This is a genomic window from Rhizobium sp. RU20A (assembly GCF_900155885.1).
Lineage (GTDB): Bacteria > Pseudomonadota > Alphaproteobacteria > Rhizobiales > Rhizobiaceae > RU20A.
Genome location: NZ_FTMB01000001.1, coordinates 164,767 through 185,120, shown reverse-complemented (window position 1 = coordinate 185,120; position 20,354 = coordinate 164,767). Strand labels below are relative to the sequence as shown.

Annotated in this window: 21 protein-coding genes; 14 read left to right on the top strand and 7 right to left on the bottom strand. The window is 64.3% G+C overall.

What is annotated here, in order from left to right; translation table 11 throughout:
• Window positions 1-41: 41 nt before the first annotated feature.
• A complete protein-coding gene (locus tag F3H41_RS00890) occupies window positions 42-692 on the top strand; it encodes a glutathione S-transferase family protein (RefSeq protein WP_149736712.1) in 651 nt (216 codons plus the stop codon).
• A gap of 12 nt (window positions 693-704) precedes the next feature.
• Here F3H41_RS00890 and F3H41_RS00885 read toward each other — a convergent pair whose 3' ends face one another.
• From F3H41_RS00885 to F3H41_RS00870, 4 genes are all read right to left on the bottom strand, one after another.
• Window positions 705-1,043: a cupin domain-containing protein gene (locus F3H41_RS00885; protein ID WP_149736711.1), complete on the bottom strand. Its 339-nt coding sequence runs from the start codon at window positions 1,041-1,043 to the stop codon at window positions 705-707.
• 90 nt (window positions 1,044-1,133) lie between these two features.
• Window positions 1,134-2,414 (bottom strand): O-acetylhomoserine aminocarboxypropyltransferase, encoded by a 1,281-nt coding sequence (locus F3H41_RS00880; RefSeq protein WP_149736710.1) that lies wholly within the window; start codon window positions 2,412-2,414, stop codon window positions 1,134-1,136.
• Window positions 2,415-2,610: 196 nt separating this feature from the next.
• Window positions 2,611-3,039 (bottom strand): CoA-binding protein, encoded by a 429-nt coding sequence (locus F3H41_RS00875; RefSeq protein ID WP_149736709.1) that lies wholly within the window; start codon window positions 3,037-3,039, stop codon window positions 2,611-2,613.
• 94 nt (window positions 3,040-3,133) lie between these two features.
• Window positions 3,134-3,586, bottom strand: coding sequence for a CoA-binding protein (locus F3H41_RS00870; protein WP_149736708.1), 453 nt, complete (start codon window positions 3,584-3,586; stop codon window positions 3,134-3,136).
• A gap of 219 nt (window positions 3,587-3,805) precedes the next feature.
• Here F3H41_RS00870 and F3H41_RS00865 point away from each other — a divergent pair, with 219 nt between their 5' ends.
• Window positions 3,806-4,642: a DMT family transporter gene (locus F3H41_RS00865; protein ID WP_149736707.1), complete on the top strand. Its 837-nt coding sequence runs from the start codon at window positions 3,806-3,808 to the stop codon at window positions 4,640-4,642.
• 6 nt (window positions 4,643-4,648) lie between these two features.
• Here F3H41_RS00865 and F3H41_RS00860 read toward each other — a convergent pair whose 3' ends face one another.
• Window positions 4,649-5,470, bottom strand: coding sequence for an enoyl-CoA hydratase (locus F3H41_RS00860; protein WP_149736706.1), 822 nt, complete (start codon window positions 5,468-5,470; stop codon window positions 4,649-4,651).
• Between the two features lie 155 nt (window positions 5,471-5,625).
• Here F3H41_RS00860 and F3H41_RS00855 point away from each other — a divergent pair, with 155 nt between their 5' ends.
• The 4 genes from F3H41_RS00855 (at window position 5,626) to argC (ending at window position 8,348) form a co-directional block, all read left to right on the top strand.
• The gene (locus tag F3H41_RS00855; protein ID WP_149736705.1) at window positions 5,626-6,057 is read left to right on the top strand and encodes a PaaI family thioesterase; all 432 of its coding nucleotides are present in this window, start codon (window positions 5,626-5,628) and stop codon (window positions 6,055-6,057) included.
• A gap of 229 nt (window positions 6,058-6,286) precedes the next feature.
• Window positions 6,287-6,751 (top strand): 50S ribosomal protein L13, encoded by a 465-nt coding sequence (gene rplM / locus F3H41_RS00850; RefSeq protein WP_149736704.1) that lies wholly within the window; start codon window positions 6,287-6,289, stop codon window positions 6,749-6,751.
• Window positions 6,751-7,221 (top strand): 30S ribosomal protein S9, encoded by a 471-nt coding sequence (rpsI, locus tag F3H41_RS00845; RefSeq protein ID WP_149736703.1) that lies wholly within the window; start codon window positions 6,751-6,753, stop codon window positions 7,219-7,221. Before rplM ends, rpsI begins: the two co-directional genes overlap by 1 nt.
• A 194-nt stretch (window positions 7,222-7,415) precedes the next feature.
• Entirely contained in the window at window positions 7,416-8,348 is a 933-nt protein-coding gene (gene argC / locus F3H41_RS00840; RefSeq protein ID WP_149736702.1) for an N-acetyl-gamma-glutamyl-phosphate reductase, read from the top strand.
• A gap of 29 nt (window positions 8,349-8,377) precedes the next feature.
• Here argC and F3H41_RS00835 read toward each other — a convergent pair whose 3' ends face one another.
• On the bottom strand, window positions 8,378-9,496 hold the full coding sequence (locus F3H41_RS00835) for a COX15/CtaA family protein (RefSeq protein WP_149736701.1): 1,119 nt from the start codon (window positions 9,494-9,496) through the stop codon (window positions 8,378-8,380).
• A 235-nt stretch (window positions 9,497-9,731) separates the two neighbouring features.
• Here F3H41_RS00835 and F3H41_RS00830 point away from each other — a divergent pair, with 235 nt between their 5' ends.
• From F3H41_RS00830 to F3H41_RS00820, 3 genes are all read left to right on the top strand, one after another.
• Window positions 9,732-9,950 (top strand): DUF2842 domain-containing protein, encoded by a 219-nt coding sequence (locus F3H41_RS00830; RefSeq protein ID WP_149736700.1) that lies wholly within the window; start codon window positions 9,732-9,734, stop codon window positions 9,948-9,950.
• A gap of 3 nt (window positions 9,951-9,953) precedes the next feature.
• Window positions 9,954-10,694 carry a metallophosphoesterase family protein gene (locus F3H41_RS00825; RefSeq protein ID WP_149736699.1) on the top strand — a complete coding sequence of 247 codons (741 nt, stop codon included), beginning with the start codon at window positions 9,954-9,956 and terminating at the stop codon, window positions 10,692-10,694.
• 208 nt (window positions 10,695-10,902) lie between these two features.
• Window positions 10,903-12,186, top strand: coding sequence for a GNAT family N-acetyltransferase (locus F3H41_RS00820; RefSeq protein ID WP_149736698.1), 1,284 nt, complete (start codon window positions 10,903-10,905; stop codon window positions 12,184-12,186).
• A 7-nt stretch (window positions 12,187-12,193) separates the two neighbouring features.
• On the opposite strand, the gene F3H41_RS00815 is transcribed toward F3H41_RS00820, so the two are convergent.
• A complete protein-coding gene (locus tag F3H41_RS00815) occupies window positions 12,194-14,374 on the bottom strand; it encodes an exopolysaccharide transport family protein (protein ID WP_149736697.1) in 2,181 nt (726 codons plus the stop codon).
• A gap of 194 nt (window positions 14,375-14,568) precedes the next feature.
• Between F3H41_RS00815 and F3H41_RS00810 the strand changes: the two genes are divergently transcribed.
• From F3H41_RS00810 to F3H41_RS00790, 5 genes are read left to right on the top strand one after another with little or no spacing between them, the layout of a single operon-like run.
• The gene (locus tag F3H41_RS00810) at window positions 14,569-15,144 is read left to right on the top strand and encodes a polysaccharide biosynthesis/export family protein (RefSeq protein ID WP_149736696.1); all 576 of its coding nucleotides are present in this window, start codon (window positions 14,569-14,571) and stop codon (window positions 15,142-15,144) included.
• Window positions 15,145-15,149: 5 nt separating this feature from the next.
• Window positions 15,150-16,307: a glycosyltransferase family 4 protein gene (locus tag F3H41_RS00805; RefSeq protein ID WP_149736695.1), complete on the top strand. Its 1,158-nt coding sequence runs from the start codon at window positions 15,150-15,152 to the stop codon at window positions 16,305-16,307.
• A 57-nt stretch (window positions 16,308-16,364) separates the two neighbouring features.
• Window positions 16,365-17,927 (top strand): undecaprenyl-phosphate glucose phosphotransferase, encoded by a 1,563-nt coding sequence (locus F3H41_RS00800; RefSeq protein ID WP_149736694.1) that lies wholly within the window; start codon window positions 16,365-16,367, stop codon window positions 17,925-17,927.
• Window positions 17,924-19,165 carry an O-antigen ligase family protein gene (locus F3H41_RS00795; protein WP_244616040.1) on the top strand — a complete coding sequence of 414 codons (1,242 nt, stop codon included), beginning with the start codon at window positions 17,924-17,926 and terminating at the stop codon, window positions 19,163-19,165. Before F3H41_RS00800 ends, F3H41_RS00795 begins: the two co-directional genes overlap by 4 nt.
• A 34-nt stretch (window positions 19,166-19,199) precedes the next feature.
• Complete coding sequence (locus F3H41_RS00790) at window positions 19,200-20,324, top strand: glycosyltransferase (RefSeq protein ID WP_244616039.1); 1,125 nt, start codon at window positions 19,200-19,202, stop codon at window positions 20,322-20,324.
• Window positions 20,325-20,354: the final 30 nt, after the last annotated feature.

The following is a 20,354-nucleotide window of genomic DNA, read 5'->3' as shown; positions in this document are numbered from 1 at the left end:
CATATTCGGTCCATCCCCAGCGCAAACAGGAGATCCCTGCGATGACCGACACACACCCGACCATCACCCTGCACTACATGCCGCACACCCGCGCCACCGGCACCCGCGTCTTGCTGGAGGAACTCGGCGTGCCCTACGACCTTCATGTGATGAACATGAAGAAGGGCGAAAATCGCCAGCCGGCCTATCTCGCCATCAACCCTCTCGGCAAGGTGCCCGCCCTCACCGTCAACGGCACGCTCGTGACCGAGCAGGCGGCGATCGCGCTCTATCTCGCCGATCTCTTTCCGGAGGCAGGCCTGGCACCGACGCTAACGGCACCGGAGCGCGGCACCTATGTGCGCTTCCTGGTGTTCTACAATGCCTGCTTCGAGCCGGCGCTGATCGACCGCTACCTGAAGCGTGACACCGCCTCCCAGAACGACACGCCCTATGCGGATTACAATTCGATGCTCTCCGTGCTGCGCACGCAGCTCGCCAAGGCGCCGTTCCTGACGGGCGACACCATGACGGCAGCCGACATTCTCTGGGGCGTTGCCTTTTCCTGGACCCTGCAGTTCGGGCTCGTGCCGGACGAACCGGTGTTCCGCGACTTCTCCGCCCGCATCACCAGCCGGCCCGCCTTTCAGACGGTTTCGGCCGAGGATGATGCGATGGCGGCACGCCATGCGCAAGAGGCGGCCAAGGTGTGAGATCGTGCCGCTTCAAAGGCGGATCACATAGTCCTTGCGAGTCGTTTCAACGACTTCCCACGTTCCCTTGAAGCCGGGCCTGAGGATGAGCCGATCGCCGGCGCGCAGGTGGATCGGCTCGCCGCCATCCTCGGTGACGACAGAATAGCCCTCGAGGATGTGGAAATACTCCCACTCGTCATAGACGATCCGCCACTTGCCCGGTGTCGCCTGCCAGATGCCGGCATAGAGGCCGTCCGCCTCTTCGATGTTCCAGGTGGTGAAGCGCGGATCGCCCGCGATCAGCCTGTCGGCGGCGGGCGCGCCCTCCTCCGGCTCGGTGGCAGAAATGTCGAAGGTGAGGACGGACATGGGCAACTCCGGAAAATCGAAAGGCGGGCGCGGTGAATGCGCCCGCCCTTCTTGCCATTCCCTGACCGGGAAAGCCACCGGTGTGGCGCGTTACAGCGCGGCCAGGGACTGGTCGAGGTCGGCGATGATGTCCTTGACGTCCTCGATGCCGATCGACAGGCGTACCACGTCCGGGCCGGCGCCTGCGGCCACCTGCTGCTCTTCCGAGAGCTGGCGGTGCGTCGTGGAGGCGGGATGGATGACGAGCGAGCGGGTGTCGCCGATATTGGCGAGGTGGGAGAAGAGCTTCAGCCCACCCACGAAGGCCTTGCCGGCCTCGTAGCCGCCCTTCAGGCCGAAGGTGAAGACGGCACCGGCCCCCTTCGGCGAATAGCGCTGCTGGAGCGCGTGGTTCGGGTCGCCGGGAAGGCCGGCATAGCTGACCCAGGAGACCTTCTCATTCTTCGAAAGCCATTCGGCCACCGCCAGCGCATTGTCGCTGTGGCGCTGCATGCGCAGCGGCAGGGTTTCGACGCCGGTCTGGATCAGGAAGGCGTTGAAGGGCGAAATTGCGGGACCGAAGTCGCGAAGGCCGATGACGCGGGCCGCGATGCCGAAGGCGATGTTGCCGAAGGTCTGGTGCAGGACGATGCCGGCATATTCCGGGCGGGGTTCCGAGAGGATCGGGTACTTGCCGGATGCCGACCAGTCGAAGGTGCCGCCATCGACGATGATGCCGCCGATGGAATTGCCGTGGCCGCCGATGAACTTGGTCAGCGAATGCACGACGATGTCGGCGCCATGCTCGATGGGACGCACGAGATAGGGCGTCGCCATGGTGTTGTCGACGATCAGCGGCAGGCCGTGGCGGTGGGCCACATCGGCAATGGCCGCGATGTCGACAAAGGTGCCACCGGGATTGGCGAGGCTTTCGACGAAGACGGCCTTGGTGCGCTCATCGATCTGGGAAGCGATGCTCTCCGGGTCTGCGGCATCGGCCCAACGCACCTGCCAGTCGAAGGACTTGAAGGCATTGCCGAACTGGTTGATCGAGCCGCCATAGAGCCGGCGCGCCGCGACGAAATTGTCGCCCGAGGACATCAGCGTGTGGAAGACGAGGAACTGCGCGGCATGGCCGGATGCCACGGCGAGCGCCGTCGTGCCGCCTTCGAGCGCGGCAATGCGCTCTTCGAGCACGGCCTGCGTCGGGTTCATGATGCGCGTGTAGATGTTGCCGAACTGCTGCAGGCCGAAGAGGGCTGCCGCGTGGTCGGCATCGTTGAAGACGAAACTCGTCGTCTGGTAGATCGGCGTGGCGCGTGCGCCGGTCGTCGGATCCGGCTGGGCACCGGCGTGGATGGCGAGCGTGTCGAAGCCCGGAGTGTTCGTCATGGTGGGTCCTCCCTGATGGACGAAATGGCCGCTTGAACGGATCTGGCGGCACTATTCCAAGCAACGTCGGGAAGGTCAAAGGATGAAATGTGCGCAAGGGGCCGTTTTCGCGGAGAAATTTATCCGCAGCACGGCCCGGTACGAGCCATGGTAACCCGGCCATCAAGGCGCGCCGGGAGGGGCGGAGACCGTGGCCTCAGCCGATAAGGCGCGGATATTCGATCGCAGGGCAGCGGTCCATCACGACGCGCACGCCGGCGGCCTCGGCCTTGTCAGCGGCCGCATCATCTCGCACGCCGAGCTGGCCCCAGATCCATGCCGGCCGCGGATTGAGCGCCAGCACCTCGTCCACGATCGCCGGAAGCGCGTCAGGCGCGCGGAACACATCCACCATGTCGATCGGCTCTGGAATATCGGCAAGGCTGGCGTAGACGCGCTGGCCATGGATGGTCTTGCCGGCCTGGCCCGGATTGACGGGGTGCACGCGGTAGCCCTTGCGCAGCAGGAAGGCCATGACGCGGTTGCTCGGCCGCTCCGGATTGGGCGAGGCGCCGAGCAGCGCCACGACGCGGGTGCGCTGCAGGATGTCCTTGATCAGGCTGTCGCAATAGGAATTGTGCTGCATGCTGGTTCCCCCGCCCTTTGAGCGTGCTTTCTTGCACGCCCCTTTCCGTCGGGCGGGGCTTGGTGTCAAGCACAACCATCGTTGCGATTGCCAATCATGCCGAGCGCCGTGCGCGGGCGGCCTGCCAGATCCACGGGAATTCGCTCACCGGGCAGCGGTCCAGCACCACCGTGATGCCGACGGCCTCGGCGCGCGCGGCATCGTCATCATTGCCGACACCCTTCTGCGCCCAGACGATGCGCGGCAAGGGCGAGAGCGCGAGGACTTCGTCAATGACCGCGGAGAATGCCTCGGGTTTGCGGAAAACATCGATCATGTCGATGGGATCGGCGATGTCGGCAAGGCTGGCGACGACCCTCTGGCCGAGAATGACCTCGCCGGCATGCAGCGGATTGACGGGAATGCAGTGATATCCCTTGCCGAGCAGGAAACCCATGACGCCGTGGCTCGGCCGGTTGTCGGTGGGGGACGCGCCGAGAATGGCGATGGTGTGGACATGGGAGAAGATGTCGGCAATGTCGGTATGCGAAAGGGCGGACCGTGGCATGGTGTTCCTCCTCATCCGTGCCGTCAGCGGCAGACAGGAAGGGTAGCAGACGGGCCTTAAGAAGCCGGAAGCGCATGTTCCCGCTTCAGGCGCGCGTCCGTGCCGGATTGGCACAGACAAGACCGCACGAACGACACGTCCAAAGGCGGCCATTGCCAAACTGTCCGTGACGGCCCACAACAGCGCCAGCATCCGTCATCGCCGAAGGTTTTCTCTCCCGTGTCCTATGATGTCGTCGCGCTGGTGCTTCTGGGCGCGCTGTTGCATGCGGTGTGGAATGCGCTGGTCAAATCGGGTTCCGACAAGCAGCTCGATTCGGCCATGGTGGCGCTGGGTGCCGGGCTGATCGGCCTTGCCTTCCTGCCGCTCGTGCCCCTGCCGGCGCCGGCGGCCCTGCCCTTCCTCATCGCCTCGGCCTTTCTGCAATTTGCCTATTTCCAGTTGGTGGGGGCGAGCTACAAGGCGGGCGATATCGGGCTCGTCTATCCCGTCATGCGCGGCTCGGCGCCGCTGATCGTTGCCGCGACCAGCAGTACGGTGCTCGGCGAACATCTGACGGCAGGGGCGGCACTTGGCATCGCGACCATCTGCGCGGGCGTGCTCACGCTTGCCTTCGAAGCGCGCAAGGGTGGCGGGCGCGCGATCCTCCTGGCGCTTGCCAATGCCGCCGTCATCGCCACCTACACCTTCGTCGACGGGGTCGGCGCTCGCCTTTCGGGCAACGCGATCTCCTACACGCTGTGGATGGCGCTGCTGCCACCCGTGCTGCTGTTCACCTATGCGTTTGCGCGGCGTGGGCGGCGCGTGGTCGTCGCCCATGTGCGCGGCCACTGGAAACGCGGGCTGATCGGCGGCTTCGGCTCGATCGCCTCCTATGGGCTGGCGCTCTATGCAATGACAAAAGCGCCTGTGGCAACGGTGGCGGCGCTGCGCGAGACGTCGATCCTGTTTGCGATCGTCATCTCGGTGGTCTTCCTCAAGGAGCGCGCCAGCCCCTGGCGCTTTGCCGCGGCCGGACTGATCGCCGCCGGCGCGCTGGTGTTGAAACTCGGTTAGCCCCCATCAGGACGGCCAGACCGGCATGCGCTTTTCGAGGAAGGCGCCGATGCCTTCCTTCGCATCGGCTTCGAGCATGTTGTCGGCCATCGTCTCGACGGCGACACGATAAGCCTCCTCGACGCAAAGCCCCGCCTGCCGGTTCACCGCAGCCTTGCCGATCCTCAGCGCCTCGGGCGATTTCGATGCGATCACGGCGGCGTATTTGTCGATCACCTGACGCAGATACTGTTTCGGCACGATGCGGTTGACGAGACCGAAATCCTTGGCGGTGGAGGCGTCGATCGTCTCGCCGGTGAGCAGCATTTCCATCGCCTGCTTGCGGTGCGCCGCACGGGTGACGGCAACGGCGGGCGTTGCGCAGAAGAGGCCGATATTGACGCCCGGCGTGCAGAAGGTGGAACTGTCGGTGCAGATGGCGAGGTCGCAGCTTGCGACCAGCTGGCAGCCGGCGGCGGTCGCAAGACCGTCGATCTCGGCAATAACAGGCTGCGGCAGAGCGGCAATCTTCAGCATCAGATCGGCACAAAGCTGCATGGTCTCGACGAAAAAGGCGCGGCCGCCATCGCCATCGCTGCGGCGCGCCGTCAGTTCCTTGAGGTCGTGGCCGGCGGAGAAGAGCGGGCCGTGGGCGGCGATCACGACGACGCGGATGGTTTCGTCGGCGGCGATGGCATCGAGTTCGGCGTGGAGCGCGCCAAGCAGGGCCACGGAGAGCGCATTGGCGGGCGGATTGTTGAGGGTCAGGCGAACAATGCCCGAAGCGGCCATCTCGCGGATCAGGATGCCGCCAGGCTCACCCGGTCGCAGGGAAACGATATCGGCCATGCTGCTCTCCTTGCCGTGCCAGCTTTTCTTTGTGCTACGCGCCCTGCGGACCCCATTCAAGACGCCATTGCATAAACACCTTCAGACTTCCGCAGGGGTTGCGGAGCACGGGCGGCCTGCCTACTCCTTTGGCGAGAGCGCAAAAGGAGAGTATGATGGCCCTGACGCCGATCATGACGGTGGACGATCTCAACGGGTTCATGGACCGGGATTTTCCGCAGCTGCATGCCGATGGCCGGCTCTTCCTCGTCAGCGCTGTCGGGCCCGGAACGGCGGCGATGCGGCTCGATCCCATCGAGCGGCATCTGCGTCCCGGCGGTACGGTGTCCGGCCCCACGCTCTTCACGCTCTGCGATGTCACCTCCTATGTGACGATCCTTGCCCATATCGGCCCGGTGGCGCTGGCTGTCACCACCAACCTCTCGATCAATTTCCTGCTGCGCCCGCCGCCGGGGCCGTTGGAATGCCGGGGCGAGATCCTGAAACTCGGCAAGCGGCTGGCGGTGGTGGAAACGCGGATTCGGCCGGCCGACGGCGATGAAATCGTGGCGCAGGCGACCGCGACCTTCTCGATTCCGCCGAGATAAGTGTGGTATTCAAAAACCACACATTTAGGTGATTGTTTTTGTTATTTAATTTTCCAGGGTGCTAGAAACCGTCATCTTGACGCTTTTCAGGCTCTCGCGTATAGACCGCCCGGATTGCAGGCCTTCGTGCCTGCAATTGTTTTTCGGCATCCCACGGGCCGGCCGAAACCAAGCAACAAGAAACGCCCCCGCCTCTCTCTGGCGCCGGGGTCCAAGGAAAGAAAAGACAATGGCAACCTTCGTTCAGAAGCCCGCCGAGGTGGAGAAGAAGTGGATCCTCATCGATGCCGAAGGCCTCGTTGTGGGTCGTCTCGCGACGATCATCGCGAACCACCTGCGCGGCAAGCACAAGCCGACCTACACCCCCCACGTTGACGACGGCGACAACGTCATCGTCATCAACGCTGAAAAGTGCGTCCTGACCGGCAAGAAGTACTCTGACAAGAAGTACTACTGGCACACCGGTTACCCGGGCGGCATCAAGGAGCGCACCGCGCGCCAGATCATCGAAGGCCGCTTCCCGGAGCGTGTTCTCGAAAAGGCTGTCGAGCGCATGGTTCCGCGCGGCCCGCTCGGCCGTCGCCAGATGAAGAACCTGCGTGTCTACGCCGGCGCCGCTCACCCGCATGAAGCCCAGCAGCCCGTCGTTCTCGACGTCGCCAAGCTGAACAGCAAGAATACAAGGAGCGCCTGATGGCCGACCTCTCTTCTCTGAAAGATCTCGCCACGACGTCGTCGGAAGCTGCCGCTCCCGTTCACGTCCGCAAGGTCGACGCCCAGGGCCGCTCCTACGCGACCGGCAAGCGTAAGGACGCCGTCGCCCGCGTTTGGGTCAAGGCCGGCTCCGGCAAGATCACGATCAATGGCAAGCCGTACGAAGCCTACTTCGCCCGTCCGGTTCTGCAGATGATCCTGCAGCAGCCGATCGTCGCCGCTGCCCGCTCGGGTCAGTTCGACATCGACGCCACCGTTGCCGGTGGTGGTCTGTCCGGTCAGGCCGGTGCCGTTCGTCACGGCATCTCCAAGGCGCTGACCTACTTCGAGCCGGGCCTGCGCTCGGTCCTGAAGAAGGGCGGCTTCCTGACCCGCGACAGCCGCGTTGTCGAGCGTAAGAAGTACGGTAAGGCCAAGGCCCGCCGTTCGTTCCAGTTCTCCAAGCGCTAATCGCTTCGGAACCGGAAACGGATCGAATGGAAAGCGGGGCCTCGGCTCCGCTTTTTTCGTTTTGGCCATCGCCTTGCCGCTGAAATGACCAGACGGTATAGGTCGTGACCTCCCCTCTTCAGACATTGAGTCAAGCGCCTGTCACATTGAGTCCGTAAACGACGGCAAGCCCCTGACCAAAAAGGACGATCAGCATGAAACCGAAGATCTTCATCGATGGCGAGCACGGCACCACGGGACTGCAGATCCGCACCCGCATGGCAGGCCGCGACGATGTGGAGCTTCTGTCGATCCCCGAGGCCGAGCGCCGCAATGCCGGCCTTCGCGAGGAACTCTTGAACAGCGCCGACATCGCGATCCTGTGCCTTCCCGACGACGCCGCCAAGGAAGCGGTCGCCATGCTTGCCGGCAACAACACGGTGCGGATCATCGACACCTCGACGGCGCACCGCGTCGATCCCAACTGGGCCTATGGCTTTGCGGAGATGGACAGGGACCAGGCGAAGAAGATCGCATCCGCCCGCTACTGCGCCAACCCCGGCTGCTACCCGACCGGCGCGATCGGCCTCATCCGGCCGCTTCGTCAGGCCGGCTTTCTGCCGGAGGATTACCCGGTCACCGTCAATGCGGTCTCCGGCTATACCGGCGGCGGCAAGCAGATGATCGCGCAGATGGAAGATGCCGGCCATGCCGAGCACATCGCCTCCCCGCACTTCCTCTACGGCCTGCCGCTGAAGCACAAGCATGTCCCTGAGATGCAGATGCACGGGCTCCTTGGCCGCGCGCCCCTCTTCTCTCCCTCCGTCGGCCGCTTCCCGCAGGGCATGATCGTTCAGGTGCCGGTCTACCTTTCCGACATGCAGGACGGCGCGACGCTTGAGCGCCTGCATGCAACGCTTGCCGACCACTATGCGGGACAGTCGATCGTCGAGGTCGTGCCGCTGGAAGAGAGCAAGGGCCTTGCCCGCATCGATGCCGTGGAGCTTGCCAATACCGACCGCATGAAGCTTTTCGTCTGCGGCACGCCGGGCCAGGACCACGTCAACCTCGTCGCCCTTCTCGACAATCTCGGCAAGGGCGCCTCGGGCGCAGCCGTCCAGAACATGGACATGATGCTGAAGGGTTGATCAAAACCCTTGTGGTCGTGCGCGCCCCATCAGGCGGGCGCGCCGACCGCACGCGGGCGCGGATATTCGCCCACAAAGCCACGCCAGTGGGCGACGGCAAAGCCGAGCACGATCAGCGCGCCGCCCTGATGGGCGAGCGCCCAGCCGATCGGCACCGCCAGCAGCAGCGTCGTGATGCCGATCGCAGCCTGGGCCGCCACAAGACAGAAGAGGATTACGGCACGGCGGGTGTGGACGCTGCCGGGCGCGGTGCGCAGCGCGGCGATCATATGGATCAGCGCCAGCGCAAACAGCGCGTAGCCGCCAAGACGGTGGACGAACTGCACAGTCTTCACATTTTCAAACAGATTGATCCACCAGGGCTGCTGGATGAAGAGATCCGCGGGCACGATGGCGCCGTCCATCAGCGGCCAGGTGTTGTAGGTCAATCCCGCATCGAGACCCGCCACGAGCGCGCCGAGATAGATCTGGAACAGCGCGAAACAGGCGAGGATCGCCGCCATGCGGTGGCGCGCCGGCCTTGCGGCGGGATCGACGGCCTGCGGGGTCAGGCCCCGCATGATCCAGACGGTCGCGGCAAAGATCGCGCAGGCGATCGTCAGATGCACGGCGAGCCGGTACTGGCTGACGGAGACACGGTCCGCGAGACCGGATGATACCATCCACCAGCCGATAAAACCCTGGAAACCGCCGAGCGCCAGCAGGCCGACGAGGGGCAGGCGGATGCGTTTTTCGATGCGGCCCGTGACCCAGAAAAACAGAAGCGGCAGGGCAAAGATCACGCCGATGGAGCGGGCCAGCAGGCGATGCGCCCACTCCCACCAGAAGATCGTCTTGAACTCCTCCAGCGTCATGCCCTTGTTGATCTGCTGATATTGCGGGATCTGCTTGTAGAGGGTGAATTCCTCTTCCCACTCCGCAACGCTCAGCGGCGGCAGCGCGCCGTGGATCGGCTTCCATTCGGTGATCGAGAGGCCCGATTCGGTCAGCCGCGTCGCGCCGCCGACCAGAACCAGTGAAAACAGCGTGAAGAGCACGATCGCGAGCCAGCCGCGCACCAGACGGCGATTGGCCTCGATGCGGGTCGCTGCGGCGCGGCTGTCGGCGACATCGGCCAGGGAAAGGCTCTGGTGGTGGACGCTGGACATGGTGGCTCCTCTTTCCGGTTCCGGTGGCCGGGGGCGTGCGGCGTCTTGGCCGTCAGCGGCCGCCGGGCACGCCGGCGCGTCGTCTTGCACGTTGCCGGACCGTCTCTTTGGCCGTTGATTTGCCTGACCATCGCGTGCAAGACAAGGCCCGGGGCTTTGCGGCATGCGGTCGCGGCCCGGTTTGCAGGTGCGTGACGCGCCGGCCGTTTCCCATTCCCGCAGCGACAGAGGTTTCATGCCCCCGCGTCTTCGCAAGTTCATCGGCACGATCCTGATCATCATCCTCGTGCTCGTCTATGCCCTCCTCGCCACCACCATTGCCGCTGCCCGGCTGGCGGAATCGCCCTGGTGGATCCACCTCCTCTATTTCCTGATCTCGGGCATCTTCTGGATCCTGCCGGCCATGCTGATCATCAAGTGGATGGCCGGGCCGCTGCCGCCAAAGAAGGGCTGAGCGATGCGCCTTGCCGTGATCGCCGACGTCCATGGCAATGATCTCGCGCTGGAAGCGGTGCTGTCGGACATCGAACGCCTGGGCGTTACCGACATCGTCAATCTCGGCGATACCGTCAGCGGCGTTTTGAATGCCGCCCGCACAGCCGACATCCTGATGGCACGGAATATTCCGACCGTGCGCGGCAATCACGATCGTTGGCTCGTGCAGAAACATCCCGACGCCATGGGCGTGTGGGATCGACCGGCTTGGGCAGAGTTGGCGACGCAACACCTGAACTGGCTCGCCAACCTGCCCGCGACCGTGACACCGCAGGCCGGCGTCCTTCTCTGCCACGCCAATCCGGTCGATGACACGACGTACTGGCTTCACCAGCCGTCCAGCGATGGCAGGATGCAACTGGCCAGCAGCGCGCATATCGAAGCACTCGCTCAGCAGTGCGAGGCCAGGCTGATGCTGTGCGGCCATACGCATCTTGCGGGTCTTGTCAGACTGGCCGACGGACGGAGCGTCCTCAATCCGGGCAGCGTCGGATGCCAGGCATACCGCGACGATGAGCCCTTCTCGCACACGGTCGAGAGCGGCAGTCCGGAGGCGCGCTACGCCGTTCTGCATCTTGGAGAGCACGATATCGATGTCAGCTTCAGGGTCGTTGCCTACGACCACATGCGGATGGCACGGCTTGCCGAGCTGCGCGGCGATGCCGAGTGGGCCGAAGCGCTGGCGACAGGACGCCTCCGCTGAAGCGGTGCTGCGGAAACCAAGAAGAAGAATAGCCAATCTTATCCGCCAGCCGGCCTCGTGATCTGCTCGCCAAGGCCCGTTTAACGTCGCGCTAACCGAAATTCACGGAAAGCGGTGCCCGACGCGCACCACTTGCCCGCGCGAAACGCTTTTGTCGGGGAAGCCGTGCAATCTGCGGACAGAACGGAACGCGCAACAGGTTTTGCCAATGCTCACCCTTCGTCCGGAACCGACGGGCACTCTCCTCCAGCACTCGGCGATTTCAGGTCGCCGGGTCCGCGGCGTGCGTGCCGCGACGCATGACGGGCTGGAGACGGATCCTGCGACCGGCTTGCTGACCATCACCGTGCATGTCAGTCTCGCATCGCTCGAAAGCGAATGGCGCGCGCTGGAGCAGCGCGAGGAAACCTCGCTGCACCAGAGTTTTGACTGGTGCGCCGCCTGGGCGAAGGCGCATGGCAGCAAGCTCGCGATCATCCGGGGACGAATCGACCGGCGCACCGCCTTCCTCCTGCCGCTCGAGATCGTCAGGCGCGGCCCGTTCCGCCTCGCCCGTTTCATCGGCTCGCCGCACAGCAACCTGAACACGGGGCTGTTTGCGGCCGATTGCCCGCCAATCCCGAACGCGTTGCTCGTCGAGGCGCTCGTGAAGCTGCATCGTCTCGCCGATCTCGTCGTGCTGGAGAAGGTAGCCCTCGACTGGCGCGGCCAGCGCAGTCCGCTCGCCGATCTCCCGACCCTCCTCAATCAGAACGCCTCCTACCAGCTGCCGCTTCTTTCGGATTTCGAGGCGACGCTCGCGCAGGTCAATGCCAAGCGACGGCGCAAGAAATTCAGGGTTTCGGAAAAGCGGCTGGAGGCGCTCGGCGGCTATGAGCATGTGATCCCCGAGACAGATGCCGGACGCGCCGCCCTCCTCGACCTCTTCTTCGAGCAGAAGGCGATCCGCTTCAAGGCGCTCGGCCTTCCCAACGTCTTCAAGGATGCCGCCACCCAACGCTTCTTCCATGAGTTGGTGAAAAAGCGGACCGAACCGAACAGCTACGCCCTTCAGCTTCACGCGATCCGGCTTACCAACGCGCAGGATGGCCGGATCGTTGCCATTGCCGGCCTGTCGCGCAAGGGCGGCCATGTCATCTGCCAGTTCGGCTCGATCGACGAGACGCTGGCGGCGGACGCGAGCCCGGGCGAGCTTCTGTTCTACCGGATGATCCACGACCTCGTCGGCACGGGTGCCGCGCTCTTCGATTTCGGCATCGGCGACCAGCAGTACAAGCGATCCTGGTGTTCGGTCACGACACCGCAGCATGACATCGTGGTGCCGCTGACGGTCTCCGGCCGGCTGATGGCTGGGCTGCATCGTGCCAAGGTCTTGGCGAAGACCGCCATCAAGGGCAACCGCCGTCTGTACGCAGCGATCCAGAAGCTGCGCAGCCGGGGGCAAGCGGAGAAAGCGCCCGGCCCCGGCAACGACGACGGACCGGAGAGCTAGGCTTGCCTCAGGCCGCCCGGCGGCGGGCCGGGCCGGATCGTTGCGTTTCGCTGCCCGTCATCAAGGCAATTTCCGTATGGCCGCGTTCGGCCAGCGCAACGACGGTCTCGACGATCGTCTCGCTCGTCATGTTGCCTGCGGAGATGATGATGTCGGTTTCGAGCGAGGGTGCGATGCGCGAGATGGCGCCGGCATCGGCCGGCCCGCATTCCACCACCACAACGTCATAAGCGTCCCAGAGCGCGTTGAGAATGATGCGCAGGCGATCGACAGCGCGCATGGCGCGCACGGCATCCGCCGTGCCCTGCGGGATGATGTCGGCCTCCGACAGGCGGTCGGCATGGATCGTGTCAGAGAAGGCAGCATTGCCGGTCAAGAGATCGGTGATCCCAGGCAGATCGGCTGCCGGCGCCATCAGGCGTGTCGGACAGGCAGATCCCGTCAGATCGATCAGAACGACGCGGCGGCCGGCCTCGGAAAGGGCGCGGGCCAAGAGCACGGTCGCCGTCGAACCGGCATCGCCGCCCGGCGACACGACGAGCGCAAGGGGTGCACCGCTGTCGATCAGGTGATCGGCCACCGATTCGATCGTATAGTCGCCCGCCTCCTCTGCCGCGTCTTCGGCGTGCCTATGCGACGGCCGCTCTTCAGCGGTCGCGGCCAACAGCGAATTTACGGCCGGCATTGCTTTGGCTGCGGTTTCGCGGCGCGCCTTATCGTCCACGGGGTGGCCTTGCGCGCGCGCCTCGTCAATCTCGGGCTCCTCGCGCCGTGCCGTGGCGTCGACAGGGCGAAGCGCGCGCCCGCTGAAGAGTTCGGCGAGCATGATGGCGACGCTGTAGGCAAGGAAGGTCGCAAGGGCCGCAACGATGGTGATCGGCAGCACCTTCGGGAAATGCACTTCGGTCGGCACGACGGCGCCCGAGACCATCCGGGCATCCGCCGGCGTTGCCGCTTCCGCAGTCCGCGAGGTCGCCTCCCGGTAACGCGCAAGGTAGGTTTCCAGAAGCTGGCGCTGCGCGGTCGCCTCACGCTCCAGCGCATTGAGACCCACCTGATCCTCGCCGGCCTGCGCGGAGGCCGCCTTCAGCGTGTTCAGTTGCTTGACCAGTTCCCGCTCGCGCAGTTCCGCCGTCTTCGCCTCGTTCTGGAGGCTGGAGAGGATCTTGCGGCTTTCGAGCTCGATCTGCTGGCGAACGTCGCGCAGCTGCGATTTCAGCCCCTTGAGGCGCGGATGGCCGTCGAGCAACGTTGTCGAGAGATCGGCGATCTGGCCCTGAAGGTTTGTCTCCGTCTCCTTCAGGCGCTGGATCAGCTGCGAGCCCACGACATCGGCGATCGTATCGGGTGAACGGCCGGCGGCGAGCGCCGAGCGCACGCCTTCGGCCCGGGCCATGGCATTGGCCTTCTCGCCGCGCAGGCGGGCAAGCTCCAGCGAGATGTCGTTGAGCTGCTGGGAGGCGAAGTTGCCGGTCTGGCCGGTCGGCAGCAGATCCGACGAGGAACGATAGGCGGCGACCTTCGCCTCGGCCTCCCGCACCTTTTCGCGCAGATTGGCGATTTCAGGCTCCAGCCAGCGGGACGCTTCGGAATTGGTGTCGAGCTTGGCGCCGCTTTGCAGATCCAGATAGACCTTGGCCATCTCGTTGGGGATGGCGGCGGCGAGTTTCGGGTCCTTGGAGGTGAACTGGATGGCGACGACGCGCGACTTCTCGACCTGGTAGACCTGGAGCTTTTCGATAAATTCCTTCAGCACCCGTTCCTCGGGGGCAAGATCGAGCGGATTGCTCTTGATCCCGAGCATGACGAGGATATCGGAAATGGCCGAGGGATCGGCGGTCGGATCGAATTCCTTCAGCTCGTAGAGCTTCATGTTCCGGGCAACCTGCTTGATGAGATCGACCGACTGGAGGATTTGCACCTGGCTGGCGATGGCCTGATCGTCGAAGGACGGCGCTGCCTGCTGCTGGGCCTGCTGGCTGCCGCTGGAGAAGGCCGGCTCACGCGATTCAATCAGGAGCCGTGTTTCAGCCCGGTAGTCGGGCGCCACAAGGCTCGTACCGACGAACGCCAGACCAGCCACCGCAACGGTTGCCAGCAGAACGCGACGACGACGCGCCCATACCGCGCGGAAAAGACCGGCGAGGTCGATATCGACATCCTGATGACTGCTATTCGAGCCGGACATGCCCTACTCCATACCCACGTATCGCCCGACAAGGTAAAGAAGCTTGGTAACCCAAGGGTTAACGAGGAGCGGCAGCGCATCGCCGGCGTCGCAGGCCGTCTTTTCTCAGCCGGTCGCGCCCGCTTTTACCGGCCGTTAACCCTAACGGATCGATAACAACCCTCATCCTTCTCCTCGTCGAGCACATGAAGCGTATGAGCACCGCCAAAACCAAGACTTGTATCGCCCTCGCTCTGGCGGCTTTGTCGATGGCCGCGTCCGGCTGCACGAGCTATCAGCCGGCGCCGCGCGCTTTCCACGAAGCCACGATCCAGCCCTATCGCATGGATAGCGGCGACCGGCTGCGGGTCACCGTGTTCGAACAGCCTGGTCTTTCGGGCACGTTCACCGTCGATCAGGCCGGCTATGTCGCCTTCCCCCTCGTCGGCCAGGTGCCGGCCCGCGGCCACACCCTTCCAGAGCTTGAGTCTGCCATCGCCCAGAAGTTGCGCGGCGGGTATCTGCGCGATCCCGACGTAACGATCGAGGTCGATCGCTACCGATCGGTCTTCATCATGGGCGAAGTGGGCCAGGCCGGACAATATTCCTATGTTCCCGGCATGACGGTCCAGAACGCCATTGCCGTCGCCGGCGGATTTTCGCCGCGCGCCCAGCAGGGCAGCGCCGACATCACGCGAAAGGTCAATGGCAAGATCGTTACCGGGCGCGTTCCAATCTCTGATCCGGTGATCGCCGGGGACACGATCTATGTGCGCGAGCGGCTGTTCTGACCGTCATGCAGCACGAACCGCCGCTGCGCATCATCCATTGTTTCCGCTCGCCGATCGGCGGCATCTTTCGTCATGTCCGTGACCTCGCCGAAGCGCAGTCACGATCTGGTCATCTCGTCGGCATCGTCTGTGACAGCTCCACGGGGGGCGCCTACGAAGACCAGCTTTTCGAGGCGCTGAAACCCTATCTGGCGCTTGGCCTGGTCAGGCTGCCGATCCGCCGATCGGTCGGGCTCTCCGATCTCGGCGCCTTCTGGAAAAGCTTCAAGGAAGTCAAAAGTTTGCAGCCGGATGTCCTGCACGGGCATGGCGCCAAGGGTGGCGTTCTTGCCCGGCTGATCGGCTCGCTGCTGCGGGTTTACAGGTATCGCGTCGCCCGCCTTTATTCGCCGCATGGCGGCAGCCTGCACTATGACAAGCGCAAACTGTCCGGCCGGCTCATCTTCCTCGCCGAGCGCCTGCAGGAATCGCTGACGGATGCCATCGTCTTCGTCTGCGATTACGAAAAGAGTGTTTACGAGGAAAAGGTCGGCCCGCCGCGGATCCGTTGCGAACGCATCTACAATGGCGTGACCGAGCAGGAATTCGAGAAGATCTTCGCCCGTCAGGATGCGGTCGACTTCCTGTTCATCGGCATGCTGCGCGATCTGAAAGGCCCCGATGTCTTCATCGATGCCTTTGCGCGGACCGAGCGGGCGGTCGGACGGCCGCTTTCGGCGCTGATGGTGGGCGACGGGCCGGATCGTGACCGCTACGAGGAAACGATGACCGCGCTCGGGCTTGGCAAGCGCATCGACCTCCTGCCAGCGATGCGCACGCGCGACGCCTTCACCTTTGCCCGCATTGTCGTCGTCCCCTCACGCGCCGAGGCCATGCCCTATATCGTGCTCGAGGCGACGGCGGCGGAAAAACCCATCATCGCAAGCCGGGTCGGCGGAATTCCGGAAATTCTCGGTCCCGACAACATCGCCCTTGCCACACCCGGCGATGCGGCCGGTCTTGCCGCCATCATGAGCGCCGCCCTCACGGACCCCGACTGGACCCGACGGGCAGCACCCGACCGCGACCGGTTGAAACAGAATTTTTCGGTCACGACCATGTCAGACCGCATGTCGACCCTCTACCGCGCCTGCCTTAAAGCGACGAGGCGGCGGCGATCCTAAGCGTTTTTTAGGGGCTTTGTGCTATCCGAAAGCCTGAACAATCGCCGGGTGGATGCGATGAACCAGCCAGAACGACACGAGAATTTTGACACGGACGCCATTCGCCGGAAGATTTCCGAGGTGCGCACACGCAGTGCGTCCGAACGAAATCCGCAAGACGCACCGGTTGAGCTCAATTCCCGGGCGCGCCTGATTGCCAGGCAGTTTCATATCGAAACCTATTCGCCGACCATGCTGATCGGCCTGCTGCGCCTGTCAGAGGCCTTGGCTGTGACCGGTTTCGGTCTCGGCACGATGATCTGGCTGACCGGTCTCGATCTTAATGCCCTGACCGGTGCTGGCCTGCTCGCCGGGCTCGTCGGGCTGCTGACAATTCTCTTCGTCCAGATCGCAGACGGGTATCAGATTACGGCCCTGCGCTCCGCGGCGCGCACGCTGCCGCGCATCATGTTGGCCTTTGCGGCGGCCTTCTGTCTGGTGCTGATGGGGATGGTCATGATCGGCGCGCCGACGGACGTACCGCAATCCTGGTTCATCTCCTTCGCCCTTTCGGGTGCGGGCCTGTTCCTGATCGAGCGCACCTTCATCGCTTTTGCAATTCGCCGCTGGTCGCGCAATGGCACGATGGAACGTCGCGCGGTCATCGTCGGTGGCGGGGAGCCGGCCAAGCAGCTGATTCGCAACATGGAAGCCCAGGCGGACAACGACATCCGAATCTGCGGCATCTTCGACGACCGGGATGCGCGCCGTTCGCCTGATATCATTGCCGGATATCCCAAGCTCGGCACCGTCGCCGAACTCGTGGAATTCGCGCGCCTCGCCCGCGTCGATATGCTGATCATTTCCCTGCCGCTGACGGCCGAGCAGCGCATTCTCGAGCTGCTGCGCAAGGTCTGGGTGCTGCCGGTCGACATTCGCCTGGCGGCCCACGCCAACAACCTGAAATTCCGCCCGCGCAGCTACAGCCATGTCGGCAAGGTGCCCATGCTGGCGCTGTTCGACAAGCCGATTGCCGACTGGGATGCGGTGGCCAAGCGTATCTTCGACATCTTCTTCTCGCTGGTGGCGCTGGCGCTGCTGTGGCCTGTGTTTCTCGGTGCGGCGCTTGCCGTGAAGCTGACCTCCCCCGGCCCGATCATCTTCAAGCAGGTGCGCCACGGCTTCAACAACGAAGAGATCCGCGTTTTCAAGTTCCGCTCCATGTATACGAACATGAGCGATCCTACCGCCCGCCAGGCCGTGACCAAGGGGGATCCCCGCGTCACGCCGGTCGGCCGCTTCATCCGCAAGACGTCGATCGATGAATTGCCGCAGATCTTCAACGTGCTGCGCGGCGACCTCTCGCTCGTTGGCCCGCGCCCCCATGCGGTGCTCGCGCAAACAGCGGACCGGGTCTATGCAGACGTGGTGGAAGGCTATTTTGCGCGCCACCGCGTCAAGCCGGGCGTCACCGGATGGGCGCAGATCAATGGCTGGCGCGGCGAAATCGATAGCGACGACAAGATCAAGTACCGCACGGCTTTCGATCTTTACTATATCGAAAACTGGTCGTTGTGGTTTGACCTGAAGATCCTGTTTCTCACGCCGATCCGCCTGATGAATACGGAAAACGCCTATTGACCGATAGCGCCGCCGATATCCGGCCCTTCCGGCCGCAGCTTGCGGCCGTCACGCTGGCCGGATCGATGGCGGTCGCCTTCGGCGTGCTGCTGTCGGGTTTCGTCATGTCGGAGCCGGCACCTTACGAACTCTACATGGCAGGCCTCATTACCATCTGGGCGCTGTTCGGCCTGCGCATCTCGCGACGGATCGCACCGCTTCTGGCCCTTCTCATCACCTTCAACATCGGTGGCATGCTTTCGCTGACCGTGATGGAGGATCTCGATGCCGGCCCGATGTATGTCGCAGTCAGCGCCTTTCTTGCGCTCACCTCGGTCTTCTATGCCGCCATCATCGAGGAGCGGCACGAACGGCTGGCGCTCATCTTCCGCGCCTGGGTGGCGGCGGCCGTGATCACGGCCATGCTCGGCATCCTCGGTTATTTCGGACTCATCCCCGGCGGCGCGGCCTTTACCCGCTACGACCGCGCCATGGGCGCCTTCCAGGATCCGAACGTCTTCGGTCCCTTTCTTGTCCCGCCCTCCCTGTTCCTTATCCGCGGGCTTTTGACGGACCGGCTGTCGCGCGCGCCCCTGAAGGTGGCCGGCCTGCTCATCACCACGCTCGGCATCTTCCTGTCCTTTTCGCGCGCTGCCTGGGGACTTTACGCGCTCTGCGTGGTGGCGCTGGTCCTGATCATGGTCATCAAGGAAAGAAGCGGCGCCTTTCGGCTGAAAGTTCTGATGCTGACCCTGTCCGGCTTTCTCGGCCTGATCGTCACGCTCGGTATTGCGCTGGAGACGCCGCAGGTGTCCGCCATGCTGTCGCAGCGCACACAGCTCGTGCAGTCGTATGATGGCGGCCATCTCGGCCGTTTCGAGCGACACCGCATCGGCTTCCTGATGGCGATGGAAAAGCCGCTCGGCATCGGCCCGATGGAGTTTTCCAAGATCTTCCCCGAGGACGAACACAATATCTGGCTGAAATCGCTGACCTCCTACGGCTGGCTCGGTTTTCTCTGCTACTTCACGCTCATCATCTGGTCGGTCAGCATGGGGTTCCGCTTCCTGCTGCTCGACCGACCGTGGCAACCCTATCTGATGATCGCCTGGATCTCGCTGGTCGGGCATACCTGCATCGGTTTCGTCATCGACACCGATCACTGGCGCCATTTTTACATGCTGCTCGGCATTCTCTGGGGGACGGCGGCGCTCGAATACCGGCATCGCGCGCGGCTTGCCCGCAACCAGCGCCGGTAAAGTCCGTCAAACGGCCACACGAAAGGACAGGCAGTTGCGCATTCTTCAGCTTCTCGAGCCCAGCGGTGGTGGCTCCGGCCGGCATTTTGTCGATCTGTGCCGCGGTCTTGCGGCACGCGGCCACGCCGTCGAGGCGGTCTACTCGCCCCTTCGCGCCGAGGAAGGCTTCGTGCGCGAATTGAAGGCGTTGCCCATCGACCGTGTCCATGCAGTCGCCATGACGCGTGCGCCCGGCCCCTCCGATCTTGCCGCCTTCCGGCAGATCCGCCGCATCCTGAAGGCGGGGCCGCGATTCGACATCATCCACGGCCACAGTTCCAAGACCGGCGCCCTCGCCCGCCTGCGCCTGCCCGGCCCGCATGTGCCGCGCGTCTATACTCCGCATGCCTTCCGCACCATGGATCCGACGCTCGGCAGCAAGGGGCGCCTGCTGTTCGGCGGCATCGAGTCCCTGCTCGGCCGGGGCTTCACCGATGCGCTGATCTGCGTCTCCAGGGATGAATACGACCATGCCCTTGCGCTCGGCCTGCCGGCCCGTCGCCTGCATGTGATCGTCAACGGCACCGCAGCGCCGCGCCCCGACATGGCCGAGACCGTCAGGGCCGCCTTCGGCATCCCGAAAAGCGCGCTCGTCATCGGCTTCGTCGGCCGGCTCTCCCCCCAGAAGGCGCCGGAGCGGCTGGTGACGGCCTTCACGAGCATTGCGGCGAAACGGCCGGAGGCGCATCTTCTGATGATCGGTTCGGGAGAGCTCGAAAAGCCGTTGCGCGCGCAGATCGCGGCCGCCGGCCTTTCCGGTCGCATCCACCTGACGGCCGCTTTCACCGGACCGCAGGCCATCCCCGCCTTCGATCTTCTCGCCATGCCGAGCCGATACGAGGCCATGTCCTATGTGATGCTGGAAGCCGTCGCCGCCGGCAAGCCGATCGTCACGACCAACGTCGGAGGCGCGACGACGGCGGTGGTCGATGGCGAGACCGGCCTCATCGTCGCCAACAGCGACGACACCAGCCCGCTTGCCAACGCCCTCGTCACCGCCACCGCGCCCGACCGCCTGGCCGCCCTCACAGCCGCCAGCACCGCGCGGCGCGATCTCTTTTCGCTGGACCGGATGATCGAGGAAACCGAAGCCGTTTACCGGGCGATTGCGCGGGGATAATGCGGGCGAAGCCGGCATTTTTCCACCGCC